Raw genomic sequence first — 17507 nt, forward strand, 5'->3', positions numbered from 1 at the left:
GCTTTCCTGCGGACGAACGCCCGAGCCTCCGCGCGAAAAAACGTCGCTGTGGGGTCTCGGTCGCTCGTTCTTCCGCGGGAGTCAAGCGGTATTCACTCCTACTAGATGGCGATGAAGCTAAGCATAACGACCAGTTCTATTGAATCCAATTAAATAAGAAAAATCTTTCTTTCCATTTTTATCAAGTTAATTATTAAAGATTCTTGATTTGATGAAAAATGATTTAATTTATCTCACAATAACGTAGATTGGAGCGGAAGGATGCCCGCCCCCCGGAAAGCGAGCATCCTGGAGCGGAAATCCCTCTTACTTATTGCTAAAGGTAAACAGAAAAGCTGCCGAGATTTTCTCGACAGCTTGATGACATCGTTACATATTTGCTTCGTTATCTTATCCAGTTAAAGAAACGGTCCAAGAAACCTTTCTTATCCTCTTGAATGTCTTGCTGTTGTGCGGCATCGACATGAACATCACAAACTTCGTGAGGTTCGCTTCCTTCTATATAATACGTTAATCTCTTATTCGGACAATTTTCATCGGCGATTTTTCCTGTTTGAGGATCGATTTCGATCCCAACCACACCTTCAGGAGCTTTGAATTCTTTTACTTTCTCCCCTTCAAGTGCATCCTCTACAAAATGCGCCCAGATTTTCTTGGCATAGAACCCATCATTTCGATGGTTTAAATTTTTTCCTTCATCGTAACCGATCCAGACTGATGTAGCGAGTTGTGGCGTGAAACCGACCATCCAACTGTCAGTGGAAGTGGATCCAGTTTTTGCAGCAGCGGGTCTTGTTAGTAAATGATCGACTCCAGAACCCGTCACCTTTGTATAATCATTTAAAGATTCATCAAAAACCCCTGTCATCATGCTTGTTGTGACAAATGCAGCTTCTGGCTTCAATATTAATTCTTTGTTGGATTTATTTTCATAAATCACGTTGCCGTCACGATCTGTTACTTTTTCGATGTAGTGAGGTTCAACACTGTATCCGCCGTTTGCAAGCATGCTGTAAGCTTCAGTCATTTCCAAAACTCCAACTGGCTTCGTTCCAAGTGCAAGAGAAGGGATTGCTGATAGTTTACTCGTAATCCCAAATTTCTTTGCTGTATCAACGAGCGTCTTTTCCTCTAAAAACATGTGTGTTTTAACCGCAACAATATTATCCGATAGTGCGAGCGCTTGTGCGATGGTAATTTCATCATTCGCGTATGCGTCTCCATAGTTATGAGGTGAATAAGTCTTCTTATCGCCATCATAATAAAAGTTCGTAGGCTCACTCCTGACGAGAGTAGACGGTGTGAAGCCGTTGTTCATCGCCGCATAGTAGAGTAAAGGTTTAAACGTTGATCCTGGAGTTCGTTTCGCCATCGTCGCACGATTGAATTTACTTTCCTTGTAATCTCGTCCCCCAACCATCGCCTTGATCGCACCGTTTTTAGGATCCATTGCAACGAGTGCTGCTTGGATGTCGCTTTTTTCTTCTATTGAATTTGAGACTAAGTCTTCAGCCTTTTCCTGCATGTCTGAATCTAACGTTGTGTAGACATGAAGGCCACCTTCCTCAATAATTCTTTCATCTAAGGACAGCTTATTTCTTAATTCTTTTTTTACTTCAGCTGTAAAATAAGGAGCTGTTTCTGGATCGATTTGTTCCTCGTTGAAAGTTTGCAATGCCATCGCTTCATTTTCAGCATCGACTGCTTCAGCCTTTGTTAATTTATTCGTTGTCACCATGGCATTCAAAACGGTGCGCTGTCGTTCTTTCGATCGATTTGAATCTGCATAAGGAGAGTAGTAGCTGGGACCTTTTGGAATCCCAGCAAGCATGGCCGATTCAGAAACAGAAAGTTCATCAGCTGCTTTACCGAAATAGGACCTGGCAGCAGCTTCGATGCCATATGCGCCATGGCCATAATAGATTGTGTTGAGATAGCCTTCTAGAATATCTTCCTTTGAATAATGAACCTCAAGTCGATAGGCGTAAAAGGCTTCGAGCACTTTGCGCTTCCACGTTTTGTCGTGTTCTAGGAATAGATTTCTTGCATATTGCTGCGTGATGGTACTCGCTCCTTGAACTTTTGCCATCGCTTTTAGATCGGCGAGAACAGCCCCTGCGATTCGCTTGAAATCAAAACCGAAATGATCGTAGAAGCTTCGATCTTCAATGGCTATCGTCGCGTCGACCACAGACGGAGAAATATCCTCAAGCTGTACCCAATAACGGTTTTGTCCACTTTGGTTACTTTCTCCTATTACGTTGTCATCAACATCGTAATAAATCGTTGTTTGTGGCACCTGAAGAGGTGGGGCACCAACGAAAACGGCAAGCAAATAGATCGATCCTACTGAAAGGCCGACAAAAAGTGTACCTATAACCATCAATCGTAAAAATAGTTTCCCCCAGCGCTTCCAATAATCAAAGCGTTCACTCATCGGTTTCATGTGGTTCACCCCCACATTTCTTGTTTAAATCTAGTATGTGACAATCATGAAACTCTTAAACACAGCAATCTATAAAAATAATTGTCCACTTTTTGAATAGGATACAAATAATGAGTGTCATTTTGTACAGAGGGAGAGAGTGCAATGGAACTACTTATTGCTATTATTCTTGGGGTGGTTGAAGGATTAACGGAATTCTTACCTGTTTCATCTACGGGTCACTTGATTCTTACAGGTTTTTGGTTGGACTTTGTAGATGAGCGAGCTAAGACGTTCGAAATCGTGATTCAGCTTGGGGCGATTCTTGCGGTAGTAGTAATGTATAGAAAAAGGTTTATCGATTTATTTTCCCTTAAGCAAACCGAGGGCGGACTTTCTCTTATGCACATTATACTAGGGATGATACCTGCTATCGTAGCGGGGTTCTTTCTTCATAATGTCATTAAAACGTATCTATTTTCGCCATATACTGTTGTCTTTGGACTTGTATTAGGTGGTATATTTATGATTTTAGCAGACGTGAAGAGAACGGCTTCTGTAACCTCGAATCTGGACGATCTCACGCTGAAACAGGCTTTTTCTATTGGAGTCTTTCAATGTCTCGCTTTGTGGCCCGGGTTTTCACGATCCGGAGCAACGATTTCTGGTGGAGTATTGCTTGGTACAACGCATAAGACGGCTGCTGAATTCTCCTTTATATTAGCAGTACCTATTATGGTCGCTGCCAGTGGGTTTGATCTTCTGAAAAGCTATAAATACTTGGCTATTGCAGACATTCCTATTTTTGCTGTTGGATTCATTGTTGCATTTCTTGTTGCGCTTATTGCTATTGTAACATTTATCCGATTTATCGAACGCGTCCGTCTGATTCCGTTCGCAATCTACAGGTTCATTCTTGCCTTCTTCGTGTGGATGATACTATTCTAATTGAAGTGAAAAATTCTCTTGCTTTTTTATAGAAGTGAACTATACTTTTCTTGTGCTTAATGATTAATGATAGGATAGAGAACGATTGGCATACACGAATGAAAATAGGATGATTTTTCGGTTCATATAGATTCGTTTGCGTTATACTAAGTCTGTTTTGAGATGGTTGAATCGGGAACTGCTTAGATAAAGAGATAGAATTTGAGGAGTGGTAGAGATGGAATTATGGTATACAGAGAAACAAACAGAGCGCTTTGGCATTACGGCGAAAATTAAACAAACGCTTCACACGGAACAAACAGATTTCCAGCGTCTAGACGTAATTGAAACAGAAGAGTTTGGAAATATGCTCGTGTTAGATGGCATGGTTATGACAACTCAAAAAGATGAGTTTGTTTACCATGAGATGGTGGCTCACGTACCCCTTTTCACGCACCCGAATCCGAAACATGTACTAGTCGTTGGTGGCGGAGACGGTGGAGTGATTCGTGAAGTATTGAAGCACCCTTCTGTAGAAAAAGCAGTATTAGTCGAAATCGATGGAAAAGTAATCGAGTACTCAAAGAAATACTTACCTGAAATTGCTGGCGAACTAGAAAATGAGCGCGTGGAAGTTCTAGTGGATGATGGGTTTATGCACATCGCAGAAAGTGAGAATGACTACGATGTGATTATGGTTGATTCCACTGAACCTGTTGGACCGGCTGCGAGGCTTTTTGAAAAAGGCTTTTATGAAGGAATTTCAAAAGCACTAAAAGACGACGGTATTTTTGTCGCACAAACGGACAACCCATGGTTCAAGGCAGATCTTATTTCCCAAGTTCAGAGCGATGTGAAGGAAATCTTCCCAATCACACGTGTGTATACGGCGAATATCCCTACGTATCCGAGCGGCCTTTGGACATTCACGATCGGATCGAAAAAGGTAGATCCTCTTGAAGTTGAAGAAAGTCGCTTCCATGAGATCGATACCAAATACTATACAAAAGAACTACACAGTGCTTGTTTTGCACTTCCTAAATTTGTACAGGATCTTTTGAAATAAGGAGAGCAACGATGAAATTTGATGAAGCTTATTCTGGAAATGTATTTATTTTAAGTAATCCTTCATTTGAAAATAGTGATGTTGTGATTTATGGCATGCCGATGGACTGGACAGTAAGCTTTCGACCTGGATCAAGATTTGGCCCTGCTCGCATAAGGGAAGCATCACTAGGGCTTGAAGAATATAGTCCCTACATGGACAAGCATCTTGAAGAAATTCGTTATTTTGACGCAGGTGATATTCCTCTACCTTTTGGAAATCCTGAGCGAAGTATCGATCTGATCGAAGAATATATCGACTCTTTGCTTGAACAAGGCAAATTTCCTTTAGGGATGGGTGGGGAGCACCTTGTGACATGGCCGATCATGAAAGCTTTCAACAAGAAGTACAATGATCTTGCTGTTATTCATATCGATGCTCATGCGGACCTTCGAGAGGAATACGAAGGAGAGGTGCTATCTCATTCGACTCCTGTTAGGAAGATATGTGGTTTGATCGGTGCGGAGAATGTGTACTCATTTGGAATTCGTTCCGGTATGCGAGAAGAGTTTCAGTTTGCTAAGGACTCCGGTATGCACATGTCGAAGTTCGAAGTGGTCGAACCTTTGAAGAAGATTCTTCCAACGCTAAAAGGGCGTAACGTCTATGTGACGATCGATATCGATGTGTTGGATCCAGCTTATGCACCTGGTACAGGTACAGCTGAAGCTGGGGGAATTTCTTCAAAAGAATTACTAGAGGCAATCTCGTTGATCTCAAACGCTGGGGTGCGCGTTGTAGGAGCTGATCTCGTTGAGGTTGCACCGGTTTATGACCCATCAGAAAAGACTCCGATTGCAGCTAGTAAATTTATTCGTGAAATGCTGCTAGGCTGGACTCACAAGGAATAAAATTGGACAGAGGCTGTATTCAATTTGAATACAGTCTCTTTTTCTCATATAATAAGAAAGTTAATGATGTGTAAGGACGTGAATGCGATGAGTGATCATCCGATCAATTTGACGATTGAATCTAGGATTCAATCTGGTAAAGAAAAAGAATCTTCTAACCATTCTGTTCAAGGTAATCTAATCGAAAAAGGGGACTCCCTATACTTACGATATGAAGAAGACCTTGAAATTGGACAGGTTTCCACAACTGTGAAAATAGATAACCAGCAGGTGACGGTAATCCGTAGAGGAGCGCTTTCGATGCGTCAGAGCTTTGCACCTGGTCAGCTATCCGAGAGTCTGTATAAAACGCCATTCGGTTCCATGCCGATGCAAATACGTACAGAACGAATCGAACAGCTGGTTGATCGAGAACAAAACAAAGGGCGTTTGACCCTTCGCTATATTCTTTATTTAGAAGAAGATGAAACACAACGACATGAGCTGTCGTTAAGCTGGAAAGGAGCAAGTCAATGAACAGTGTTGAGCAAAAGAAAGAACAGTTAAAAGAACAGATAAAAGTTGCCGTCATTCAAGCCGGACTCGCAAATGAGAGTGAAATTCCTGAGGTAATCCTTGAATCGCCTAAAGATAAGGCGCATGGTGACTATGCGACTAACATGGCGATGCAACTCGCTCGTATTGCAAAGAAAGCACCAAGAGCTATTGCAGAAGATATTAAAGCAAACCTTGATATGGACAAAGCATCCATCAAGCAAATTGATATTGCTGGCCCTGGCTTTATTAACTTCTTTATGGAAACAAGCTATTTGAACGAGCTTATTCCAATGATCCTCGAAAAAGGCAGTGATTATGGGAAATCTGTCGACAAAAATGAAAAGATTCAAGTAGAGTTTGTTTCTGCGAACCCTACAGGCAGCCTTCATCTAGGACATGCACGTGGTGCAGCTTATGGAGATACACTGTGTAATATTCTTGAACGTGCTGGGTATGAGGTATCAAGAGAGTATTACATCAATGATGCAGGAAATCAGATTCATAATCTGACGGTCTCTCTTGAAGCACGCTACATGCAGGCACTTGGTATGGAAAAAGACATGCCTGAAGACGGATATCAAGGACAAGATATTGTTCAGTTCGGTAAAGATTTAGCTGAGAAAGATGGAAACCGTCTCCTTGAGCTTGATGAAAAAGAACGTTACCAATATTTCCGTGATTATGGTCTTGAGCGAGAGCTTGAGAAATTGAAGAAAGACCTTGCAGAATTTGGTGTTGAATTCGATGTTTGGTTCTCTGAAACATCACTTTACAACTCTGGTAAGATAGACAAGGTACTTGCAAAGCTCCATGAACGCGGTGAAACATTTGACGAAGATGGCGCGACGTGGTTCCGTTCAACTGAATACGGAGATGACAAAAACCGTGTCTTGATCAAGGGTGATGGTTCATACACTTACCTAACGCCAGATATTTCGTATCACCAAGATAAACTTGATCGTGGATTCGATAAGTTGATTAACATTTGGGGTGCCGATCATCATGGCTATATTCCTAGAATGAAAGCGGCGATCGAAGCACTAGGATATAAGAGAGAACAGCTTGAAGTAGAAATTATTCAGATGGTTAATCTGTTTAAAGACGGCGAGAAAATGAAGATGAGTAAACGTACGGGTAAAGCCGTTACCCTTCGTGAACTAATGGACGAAGTAGGGATCGACGCGATGCGTTATTTCTTCTCAATGAGAAGCTCTGACTCTCATCTAGACTTTGATATGGACCTTGCTGTTTCAAGATCGAATGAAAACCCTGTTTATTATGTACAGTACGCGCATGCGAGAGTGTGCAGCATGCTGCGCCAAGGGAAAGAGATGGGATTAAGCGAAGATGCCGACCTATCGCTCATTACTTCTGAGAAGGAAATCGATCTTCTGAAGAAGCTTGGAGAGCTTCCTGAAGCAATTGCCGAAGCAGCTGAAAAGCGTATGACACATCGCATCACAAACTATGCGTTTGAACTTGCTGCAGCACTTCATAGCTTTTACAATGCTGAGCGTGTACTAGATCCAGATAACCTTGAACTAAGTGCAGCACGCTTTAAATTAATGCAGGCAGTTCAACAAACGATCCAAAACACACTTGAAATCATTGGTGTAACAGCGCCAGAAAAAATGTAGAACACATTCAGAAACCGTCAGGTACCCTGACGGTTTCTGAAATTTTCTGAGGCCGAATATAGGAGAGGGCAGTAGCCTTCATAATCCAATGCAAGTACGGAAATACTTTTAAAAGGAGGGATCGTATGAAGACAATACTACTCGCCATTCTAACCGGTTTTATAGTTGGGTTGGTTTTTGCTATTTTAAAACTACCTATTCCAGCACCCCCAGCTTTTGCAGGCGTTGCCGGCATAATCGGTATCTATATGGGCTTTAAAGCATATGACTGGATGCTTGGGACATTCTTCAGCTAGTTTTCAGGAAAAAAATACAGTAGTTAACGCTACTTCCATAGAAGGGTGCTGCCATCGAGGCGCTTCACCCCTCTGATCGATGAAAGATCTTCTACCAACTTAAGGGCAGCAAGGTCTTTTTTCTTTGCTTCGATCATGATATCAGCATCTTCACCATGCTCGTTAAGCATCTCAAGAAAAGGCAATGCAAATTTGGGGTCAACGTAATCTGCATGGCTACGGTAAGCATTTTCTGATCGCGGGGAGGATAAGTGATACTTCACCGAAACTTCCCGGTTCTGCCACGTTTTCTTAACGCGTTCAAAAAAATGTTCTGGGAGTCCATTGCCCTGATTCGCCATATGATGATGATAATCAAAAATAAACGGCACGCCCGTTTCCTCGCAAACAGTCAAGGTTTCTTCTGCATTGTAAGTTTTATCGTCGTTTTCTAGCGTGATTCGTGACTTGATTCGCTCAGGAACTGTATCGAAATTTCGGTAGAACCGCTCTAGAGTTGTTTCTTTGTCCCCATAAGCGCCCCCAATATGAATATTTGTAATCGCGCTGTTATCGAGCCCCATCATTTCAAGCATGGAGGTATGATAATCAAGGTCGATCACAGCATTTTCAGTTACTTGCTGCCTTGGGCTTGTAAAGAGCGTGAACTGATTTGGGTGAAAGCTCACTCTAAGGTCATGTTTCTTAACAAGGTCGCCGATTTCCTTGAATTTTTCCCGGAATGGTGTTTGATAATCCCACTTGACCTCAGGGTGAGTAGCGAGAGGAACGATTGATGATGACATTCGATAAAGCTTTATTTCATGAGCAATATTATAATGGAGTGCTCGTAATGTGTTCGTCAAGTTAGTATCCGTTACGGAGAGAAGTTTTTCCTGACGTTCATTTTTTGGTAGTTTGCTATAGCGAGCAAACGTCATCGTTCGAGCGGGAGTTGCTTCATAGAGTGCAAGTGCATGTGAGACATAGCCAAACCGCAGTTTCATGGACTGAGCATCCTTTCAATTGTGTTACTACATACTTTCCCTGCTATGGTTGAACGAAACCGTTCATGGAGCATCACTCTATAGAAAGGGTGATAAGGCTCTAGCGATCGGGCCGATTAGACGGTTTTTCAACGTTCGATCTTTTAACCTTTTCAGGTGGAGCGGGTCTGATTGGACAATATCTCGCTCAATCGTATTCTTTACCTTTGTAATCATCTCTTGATCACGAAAGATGCAGTTGATCTCGCCGTTGATAGTCAAACTTCTCTTATCGAAGTTAGCTGTTCCGATGTCACAAACTTGATCATCGACTAACAATACCTTCGCATGAAAAAAGCCGTTCATATATTGGTGAATCTCACATCCAGCTTCAATGAGCTCAACTAGATAGGGAAATGATGCTTCTTGTACAAAGGGGTGGTCAGCTCGTATCGGTAGGATGAGTTTCACATTCACGCCCCTACTTGAAGCATTCAAAAGACTTTCTTGTAATTTATCTCCTGGAATATAGTAAGGTGTTCCGATATAGATCAAAGAAGTTGCGTCATCAATAAGAGAAATGAACATCTCTTCGACGCTGTTTCCATTTGTGATGTGTAGGCTCACGAGTGCATTACCTTTGGGTAAAGACGGGAAAAAGGCTTCATCTAGTTCAGTGCCGGCGTTCTCTCGCGACCAGTCTGATAGAAACTGCTTTTGTAGTTCGTGTACAGCCTCTCCTTTTATACGTAAGTGATAATCACGCCAGTAGCCAAACTTCGGATCTTTACCCACATACTCTTTTCCAATATTGAATCCCCCCATATAACCGATTTTTCCATCGATTACAGTAATCTTGCGATGGTTTCGTTCGTTAATAGATGTAAAGAAGAGAGGGAAGGTCGCTTTTCTAGAAAACGAGAAGTGAACACCACTTTTTTTCATTTTCTTGATCGTGCTTTTTTTTATATGTCGGCTCCCCATATAATCGGTTAGCAACCTAACATGTATGCCATAGGAAGCTTTTTCACAAAGCTTATCAATGAATTCGTTTCCAGTTGTGTCATCTCGAAAAATAAAGAACATCATATGGATATGATCTACAGCTGCATCTAGGTCTTTTAATAACATTCTCAAAAAATCATCACCATCTGCAATGAACTCCATGTCAGCAGAAACTGATTTCAGGGAGGAAGGGTTTTTTCTTCTTTTTTTGGCTCCCAACATGAGGTCTATCCCCATCCATATCACTAGTGCGATAACAAGTAACACAAAGACCATTCGACACACCTCGATTCAAGTGAAATCCATAGAAATAGTTTGCCCAAAATAATAAAAACTAAAAAAGTTCCCTGACTGAATGCTCATTCAGTGAAATATATGTTATAATTTATTCAGAAAATTACTTTCATTCTGACTTAAAGCGTTTTCATAAAGTTGTTCGAACATTCGGGGAACATAACTCTTGTTCAACATACCAGGTAAAGCGTTCTTACAAGAAAGAATGACATGAAAGGAGATTTTGCCAACATGGATGTTTTATTGATCATCAACTGGATTGCTTTCATTGTTGTAACCGCTTACGCATTCTTTTTATTCGGGTACGTTGTTAAAACGCGTTATGAATTTATTAAGCTAGGTAAGAAAGCAGAATTTGATCGCTCCATGAAAGAACGAATTGAAGCGATCGTTGTAAAAGTATTTGGGCAAAAGAAATTGTTAAAGGATAAGAAGAGTGGAACCATCCATGTCATGATGTTCTATGGCTTCCTACTTGTTCAGTTCGGCGCGATCGATATGGTCATCAAAGGTCTTTCACCTGGATCACATCTACCGCTTGGACCACTGTATCCAGCGTTTACATTCTTCCAAGAGTTTGTGACCGTAATGATCCTTGTAGCAGTCATCTGGGCATTTTACAGACGTTATATCGAAGCGATCGCTCGCTTGAAAAAAGGATTTAAAGCAGGTCTTGTATTACTCTTTATTGGTTTACTAATGGTTTCTGTTCTTTTTGGGAACGGAATGGAAATGATTTGGCATAATATCGATTATTCCTGGAGTGCTCCTATTGCTTCTGCAATTGCATTTATATTCTCTTGGATCAACGAGACTGCTGCCATCGGACTATTCTTTTTCTTCTGGTGGATTCATCTTCTCGTATTATTAACGTTCCTTGTGTACGTACCACAGTCAAAGCATGCGCACTTAATTGCTGGACCAGTAAACGTATTCCTTGGTCGTACTCATAAGGTTGGACAGCTTGCATCGATTGATTTTGAAGATGAAAGCAAAGAAACATATGGGGTTAATACAATCGAAGATTTCAATCAAAAACAGCTCGTCGACCTATATGCTTGCGTAGAGTGTGGCCGTTGTACAAACATGTGCCCCGCGACAGCAACAGGTAAAATTCTCTCTCCTATGGAGCTAATTGTTAAGCTTCGTAATCATTTAACTGAAAAAGGGGCAGCGGTAACATCCAGAACGCCTTGGATGCCAGCGTATGCTTTCTCAGATACACCGGGGAATCAGCTCGCGTATCAAGCGAGGGAACAACAGGAAACAGCAGCAACGGCTGAAGGGCTTGTAAGTGATGAATTGATTGGTAGCGTTATCACTGAAGAAGAGATCTGGGCTTGTACGACTTGCCGTAACTGTGAAGATCAGTGCCCAGTCGAAAACGAACACGTAGACAAGATCATCGATATGCGTCGTCACCTCGTTCTAATGGAAGGAAAGATGGACAGCGACGTTCAGCGTGCAATCACAAACATCGAGCGCCAAGGCAACCCGTGGGGAATTAGTCGTAAAGAGCGTGAAAACTGGCGCGACATGCGTGATGACATTGTAGTTCCTACCGTAAAAGAGAAAGAAAAAGCTGGTGAAGAGTTTGAGTATCTTTTCTGGGTAGGTTCAATGGGCTCTTACGATAACCGAAGCCAGAAAATCGCAGCTTCATTTGCCAAAATCATGAATGAAGCGGGCATTTCCTTTGCAATCCTCGGAAACAAAGAGAAGAACTCTGGAGATACGCCTCGTCGTGTCGGTAATGAGTTTTTATTCCAGGATCTTGCACAGAAAAATATCGAGACGTTCCAGAAACATAATATTTCAAAAATCGTTACGATCGATCCTCATGCTTATAACTCTCTAAAAAATGAGTACCCAGAGTTTGGGCTCGAAGCAGAGGTTTATCACCATACAGAATTGTTATATGACTGGATTAAAGAAGGTAAACTTAAGCCTGTTAACGAGGTTAACGAACGGATTACGTACCACGATTCCTGTTACCTCGGAAGGTACAACGAAGTATACGATCCGCCACGTGAAATCTTACGCAGTATCCCTGGTGTAGAAGTGATCGAGATGGATCGCAATCGTGAAAATGGAATGTGCTGTGGTGCTGGTGGCGGTCTGATGTGGACGGAAGAAGACACAGGTTCACGTATTAACGTTACTAGAACAGAGCAGGCATTAAGTGTGAAGCCTTCTGTTATCGGAAGTGCTTGTCCTTATTGCTTAACGATGATGAGTGACGGTACTAAGGCAAAAGAAGTGGAAGAAGATGTCGCAACACTCGATATCGTAGAAATCTTAGAACGTTCAATTGTTCAGAAAGAAGCAATCGTTCAATAACAATGCACAAAAGGAAGCTTATGCGGGAGGGAACTCCGGCATGAGCTCCTTCCTTTGTGTTTTTAATATGAGAATTCAGGGTGAACGAGCGTTCAGTCACTAATAAACTTGCATTTATGAGAGCGTTTTCAACTATTTTGAGGAGGTTATTGTAATGGGCAAAACAGTTATTGTGAGCGGTGTTAGAACACCATTTGGAAAGTTTGGAGGGGCGCTTAAGTCTCTAGAAGCTTCTCAGCTAGGTGGTATTGCGATCAAGGAATCATTGAAACGAGCGGGTATCGAAGCCAATCAAGTTGGTGAAGTCATCATGGGTTCAGTTTTGCAAGGCGGACAGGGTCAGATCCCATCACGTCAGGCAGCAAGACATGCAGGAGTTCCATGGGAAGTGAAAACGGAAACGATCAACAAAGTATGTGCATCTGGACTTCGTAGTGTCACGATGGCTGACCAAATCATTCGTGCAGGTGATGAAGAAGTAATCGTCGCAGGTGGCATGGAATCGATGAGTAATGCTCCTTACATTATGAAGGATGCCCGCTGGGGAATGAGGATGGGAGATAAAAAGATCGTCGACCTCATGGTACATGATGGCCTTACGTGCTCATTTGATGGGTGCCATATGGGCGTGTACGGAAATACAACGGCAGAGGAATATGAAGTATCAAGAGAAGCGCAAGACAAATGGGCTTTCAGAAGCCAGGAGCGCGCAGTAAAGGCAATGGAAGAGGGGATTTTTGCAGAAGAAATCGTTCCTGTGGAAGTTCCTCAGCGTAAAGGCGATCCGCTTTTGGTCGAGCACGATGAAGCACCTAGAAAAGGAACGACTGTTGAGAGTCTTGGTAATTTAAAGCCTGTATTTGGTGCTGACGGAACGATCACTGCAGGGAATGCGCCTGGCGTCAACGATGGAGCAGGTGCACTTGTATTGATGTCTGAAGAACGTGCAGAAAAAGAAGGAAAAGCGCCGATGGCAACGATCCTTGCTCATACAGCGATCGCGGTGGAAGCGAAAGACTTCCCTCAAACGCCAGGACTCGTGATCAATGAGCTTCTTAAGAAGACAGGAAAGACGCTTGAGGAAATCGATTTGTTTGAAATTAACGAAGCATTTGCAGCTGTTGCACTTGCAAGCGGAAAGATTGCTTCGTTAGATGAAGAAAAGGTTAATGTTCATGGCGGTGCCGTTGCTCTAGGTCATCCGATCGGCGCAAGTGGTTCTCGGATTTTAATCACGCTTATTCATGAGTTGAAAAGACGTGGCGGTGGCATAGGCATTGCAGCGATATGCAGTGGCGGCGGTCAAGGCGACGCGATCATGGTGCAGGTATAATTTAGAGGGAGGAATGAACATGGAAATTAAATCAGTAATGGTAATCGGTGCAGGACAAATGGGGTCTGGGATTGCACAGGTTTGTGCGATGTCAGGATACAAGGTGTACTTAAACGATCTTAAGCAAGAATTTATTGATAAAGGATTAACAAGAATCGAAGGCAACCTTTCTAAGCAGGTTGAAAAAGAACGAATTTCTCAAAAAGACCTCATCGCAGCGATGGATCTTCTCCAAGGAACAGCTGATCTTAATGACGCAAAAGAAGTGGATATCGTAATCGAAGCAGCTGTGGAAAACATGGAAGTAAAATGTAATCTTTTCTCTCGTCTTGATGAGATTGCTCAAGACCATACGATTCTCGCAACGAATACATCATCCCTTCCGATCACAGAAATTGCTGCAGTAACAAAACGGCCAGGAAAAGTCATCGGGATGCACTTTATGAATCCTGTACCAATCATGAAGTTAGTGGAGATCATTAAAGGTCTTGCGACGACAGAGGAAACGTTCAATGCTGTTGAGACACTTGCGAATGACTTGAAGAAATCTCCAGTAGAAGTGAATGATTTTCCAGGATTCGTATCGAACCGCATCTTGATGCCAATGATCAATGAAGCAATCTATACCGTTTACGAAGGGGTTTCATCTCCGGAAGATATTGATCAAGTGATGAAGCTTGGTATGAATCATCCGATGGGTCCGCTCACTCTTGCTGATTTTATTGGACTTGATACTTGTCTTTATATTATGGAAACGCTTCAGGAAGGTTTTGGGGACGATAAATACCGCCCATGCCCGCTTCTCCGCAAGTATGTGAAGGCCGGCTGGTTAGGACGTAAGACTGGAAGAGGATTCTACCAGTATCAGGATTAACATCATGAGGAGGAACAGAGATGGAGCTTGTTTTTACTGAAGAACAAAAGATGATGCAGAAGATGGTAAGAGATTTTGCCGAAAAAGAAATTGCACCATTTGTAGAGAAGATGGAAGAAACTGATGAATTCCCACGTGACATCATTAAGCGTATGGGTGAACTTGGTCTAATGGGCATCCCAATCCCTGAAGCATATGGTGGAGCGGAAATGGACTACACGTCTTATATCATAGCGATCCACGAACTTTCAAAAGTTAGTGCAACAATCGGCGTCATCTTATCTGTGCATACATCTGTTGGCACACTGCCCATCCTGAATTTTGGAACAGAAGAACAGAAACAACGTTATATTCCAAAGCTTGCAACAGGGGAGTACTTAGGAGCGTTTGCGCTGACTGAAGCTGGATCTGGGTCTGATGCAAGCAGCATGAAAACGCGTGCTGTACGCGAGGACGATCACTATAAGCTAAATGGATCTAAAGTATTCATCACAAATGGTGGAGAAGCTGACACATACGTGGTGTTCGCACGTACGAATCAAGATGAAAAAGGAAGTAAGGGAGTTACAGCGTTTATCGTCGAAAAAGATACGCCAGGATTCAGCATTGGGAAGAAAGAAAAGAAAATGGGATTGAATGGCTCAAATACAGTCGAAATCATTTTCGATAACGCACGTGTTCCTGTGGAAAATCGACTCGGTGAAGAAGGGCAAGGCTTTAAGATCGCGATGGCAAACCTTGAGAGTGGACGAATCGGAATCGCTGCACAATCTCTTGGCATTGCAGAAGCTGCGTTGAATTACGCTGTTTCTTATGCAAAAGAAAGACAACAATTCGGCAAGCCGATCGGGCAAAACCAAGGACTTGGCTTCAAGCTCGCGGATATGGCAACAGAAGTAGAAGCAGCAAAACTATTAACTTATCGCGCAGCAGATCTCAAAAACCAGGGCATCCCATGCATGCAACAAGTCTCAATGGCCAAACTTTTCGCCTCAAAAACAGCCGTAAAAGCATCCATCGAAGCCGTCCAAGTCTATGGAGGCTACGGATACACAAAAGACTACCCAGTAGAGCGCCTCTTCAGAGACGCAAAAGTCTGCGAAATCTACGAAGGCACGAGTGAAATACAGAAGATCGTGATTAGTAGGGGTATGATGAAGTAAAGAAAAGCGGAGGCGACTGGTCTGGCTCGACAAGCGCTGGAACCTTTTCAAATGAACACGCTCTTTGTGTTCAATTGAAAAGGTGAAGCGACTCGAGAGCCAAGGAGCCGCAGCTAGCCAGGAAAAGCGGAGGGGAGCGTTCAGAAACGGCAATATTGGAACTCTTGAATGGGAACACGTTCTTTGTGTTCCTATGAAAGAGTGAAATATTGAAGTTTCTGCAACCCGCAGCTAGCCAAGAAAAGCGGAAGCGCCCGTTTAGCCCCGACAGGCGTTGGAACCTTTTCGAATGAACACGATTTGTGTGTTCAATCGAAAAGGTGAAACGACCCGAGGGGCTGGGCGCTCGCAGCTAGCCAAGAAAAGCGGAGGGGAGCCCTCCCACCGTAGAATCATTCCAACTAGCTAATAAAATCCCAATTTAGACAATAAATCTCGATTTTGGACAATAAAATCAAATTTTAGCTAATAAATCGGCAAATTGGACAATAAACCGGCAATTCCGTCCAAAAAACAATACAAACCACACAACAGGAGCACATCCAGACCACCACCAAGAGAGAAAAGCTCCTACACACATAAATTTAAAGGAGAGAACCTCATATGAACTTTCAACTTTCAGAAGAACATGAAATGCTACGAAAAATGGTGCGCGACTTTGCCAAGAAAGAAGTAGAACCAACAGCTGGTGAGCGTGATGAAGAAGAACGCTTCGATCGTGAGCATTTCACACATATGGCTGAACTTGGATTAACAGGTATTCCTTGGTCAGAAGAATACGGCGGCATTGGATCTGATTACTTAAGCTACGTGATTGCGGTTGAAGAGCTTTCAAGAGTGTGTGCATCAACAGGTGTAACGTTGTCGGCACATACTTCTCTAGCTGGATGGCCAGTACACGCATTCGGTTCGGAAGAGCAAAAGCAGAAGTTCCTTCGTCCAATGGCAGAAGGGAAAATGATGGGAGCTTATGGTCTAACTGAGCCAGGGTCTGGTTCTGACGCAGGTGGCATGAAAACAACAGCAAAGCTAGATGGTGACCACTATGTGATCAATGGTTCAAAGATCTTCATCACTAACGGTGGGGAAGCTGAGATCTATATTGTGTTTGCACAAACGGATAAAGAAAAGCGTCACAAAGGCATCACGGCGTTCATCGTGGAAAGTGATACACCAGGATTCTCTGTAGGGAAAAAGGAAAAGAAGCTAGGAATTCGTTCTTCTCCTACGACTGAAATCATTTTTGAAGACTGCCGTGTTCCGGTTGCGAATCGACTCGGAGATGAAGGGCAAGGTTTCAAGATCGCAATGAAGACGCTCGACGGTGGACGTAATGGTATCGCAGCTCAAGCGGTTGGGATTGCACAAGGAGCACTTGATGCGGCTACAGCTTATGCGAAAGAACGTAAGCAGTTTGGTAAGGCGATCGGTGAAAACCAGGGGATCGGCTTCAAGCTTGCGGACATGGCGACTAAGGTAGAAGCAGCAAGACTATTAACCTACCAGGCTGCATGGAAAGAAAGTCAGGGACTTCCGTACGGGAAAGAATCTGCGATGTCTAAGCTATATGCTGGTGACATTGCGATGGAAGTGACAACAGAAGCGGTTCAAGTGTTTGGGGGCTATGGCTACACGAAAGATTACCCTGTTGAACGCTATATGAGAGACGCGAAAATAACGCAAATTTATGAAGGAACTAACGAAATTCAGCGTCTTGTTATTTCAAGAATGCTATTAGCTGATTAAGAAGGATGA

14 protein-coding genes are annotated in these 17507 nt (G+C 42.8%); 11 read left to right on the forward strand and 3 right to left on the reverse strand.

Annotation, left to right across the window (positions count from 1 at the left end; genetic code table 11):
* Positions 1 to 385: 385 nt before the first annotated feature.
* A complete protein-coding gene (locus tag SJY16_RS01915; protein WP_377887380.1) occupies positions 386 to 2446 on the reverse strand; it encodes a transglycosylase domain-containing protein in 2061 nt (686 codons plus the stop codon).
* Between the two features lie 144 nt (positions 2447 to 2590).
* Here SJY16_RS01915 and bacA point away from each other — a divergent pair, with 144 nt between their 5' ends.
* The 6 genes from bacA to SJY16_RS01945 all read left to right on the forward strand — a co-directional run bounded on the left by bacA (position 2591) and on the right by SJY16_RS01945 (position 7778).
* Positions 2591 to 3373, forward strand: coding sequence for an undecaprenyl-diphosphate phosphatase (gene bacA / locus SJY16_RS01920; protein WP_377887381.1), 783 nt, complete (start codon positions 2591 to 2593; stop codon positions 3371 to 3373).
* Positions 3374 to 3590: 217 nt separating this feature from the next.
* Positions 3591 to 4418, forward strand: a complete 828-nt coding sequence (gene speE, locus SJY16_RS01925) for a polyamine aminopropyltransferase (protein WP_377887382.1) — start codon at positions 3591 to 3593, stop codon at positions 4416 to 4418.
* A gap of 11 nt (positions 4419 to 4429) precedes the next feature.
* The gene (gene speB / locus SJY16_RS01930; protein WP_377887383.1) at positions 4430 to 5308 is read left to right on the forward strand and encodes an agmatinase; all 879 of its coding nucleotides are present in this window, start codon (positions 4430 to 4432) and stop codon (positions 5306 to 5308) included.
* Between the two features lie 87 nt (positions 5309 to 5395).
* Positions 5396 to 5824, forward strand: coding sequence for a YwiB family protein (locus tag SJY16_RS01935; protein ID WP_377887384.1), 429 nt, complete (start codon positions 5396 to 5398; stop codon positions 5822 to 5824).
* Entirely contained in the window at positions 5821 to 7482 is a 1662-nt protein-coding gene (argS, locus tag SJY16_RS01940; RefSeq protein ID WP_377887385.1) for an arginine--tRNA ligase, read from the forward strand. Before SJY16_RS01935 ends, argS begins: the two co-directional genes overlap by 4 nt.
* Positions 7483 to 7607: 125 nt before the next feature.
* Entirely contained in the window at positions 7608 to 7778 is a 171-nt protein-coding gene (locus SJY16_RS01945) for a XapX domain-containing protein (protein ID WP_377887386.1), read from the forward strand.
* Positions 7779 to 7807: 29 nt separating this feature from the next.
* Here SJY16_RS01945 and uvsE read toward each other — a convergent pair whose 3' ends face one another.
* Together uvsE and cls are read right to left on the reverse strand one after the other, a co-directional pair.
* Positions 7808 to 8764 carry a UV DNA damage repair endonuclease UvsE gene (gene uvsE, locus SJY16_RS01950; RefSeq protein ID WP_377887387.1) on the reverse strand — a complete coding sequence of 319 codons (957 nt, stop codon included), beginning with the start codon at positions 8762 to 8764 and terminating at the stop codon, positions 7808 to 7810.
* Positions 8765 to 8842: 78 nt separating this feature from the next.
* Positions 8843 to 10024, reverse strand: coding sequence for a cardiolipin synthase (cls, locus tag SJY16_RS01955; RefSeq protein ID WP_377887388.1), 1182 nt, complete (start codon positions 10022 to 10024; stop codon positions 8843 to 8845).
* A 249-nt stretch (positions 10025 to 10273) separates the two neighbouring features.
* Here cls and SJY16_RS01960 point away from each other — a divergent pair, with 249 nt between their 5' ends.
* The 5 genes from SJY16_RS01960 (at position 10274) to SJY16_RS01980 (ending at position 17498) form a co-directional block, all read left to right on the forward strand.
* On the forward strand, positions 10274 to 12382 hold the full coding sequence (locus tag SJY16_RS01960) for a (Fe-S)-binding protein (protein WP_377887390.1): 2109 nt from the start codon (positions 10274 to 10276) through the stop codon (positions 12380 to 12382).
* Positions 12383 to 12536: 154 nt separating this feature from the next.
* Positions 12537 to 13715 carry an acetyl-CoA C-acetyltransferase gene (locus SJY16_RS01965; protein ID WP_377887391.1) on the forward strand — a complete coding sequence of 393 codons (1179 nt, stop codon included), beginning with the start codon at positions 12537 to 12539 and terminating at the stop codon, positions 13713 to 13715.
* 19 nt (positions 13716 to 13734) lie between these two features.
* A complete protein-coding gene (locus tag SJY16_RS01970; RefSeq protein ID WP_377887392.1) occupies positions 13735 to 14589 on the forward strand; it encodes a 3-hydroxybutyryl-CoA dehydrogenase in 855 nt (284 codons plus the stop codon).
* A gap of 20 nt (positions 14590 to 14609) precedes the next feature.
* Entirely contained in the window at positions 14610 to 15752 is a 1143-nt protein-coding gene (locus SJY16_RS01975; RefSeq protein ID WP_377887393.1) for an acyl-CoA dehydrogenase, read from the forward strand.
* Positions 15753 to 16355: 603 nt separating this feature from the next.
* Positions 16356 to 17498: an acyl-CoA dehydrogenase gene (locus tag SJY16_RS01980; protein WP_377887394.1), complete on the forward strand. Its 1143-nt coding sequence runs from the start codon at positions 16356 to 16358 to the stop codon at positions 17496 to 17498.
* The last annotated feature ends 9 nt before the right edge of the window (positions 17499 to 17507 follow it).

It is taken from the genome of Alkalihalobacillus sp. R86527, assembly GCF_042466185.1.
In the GTDB taxonomy this organism is placed as follows: Bacteria; Bacillota; Bacilli; order Bacillales; family Guptibacillaceae; genus Guptibacillus.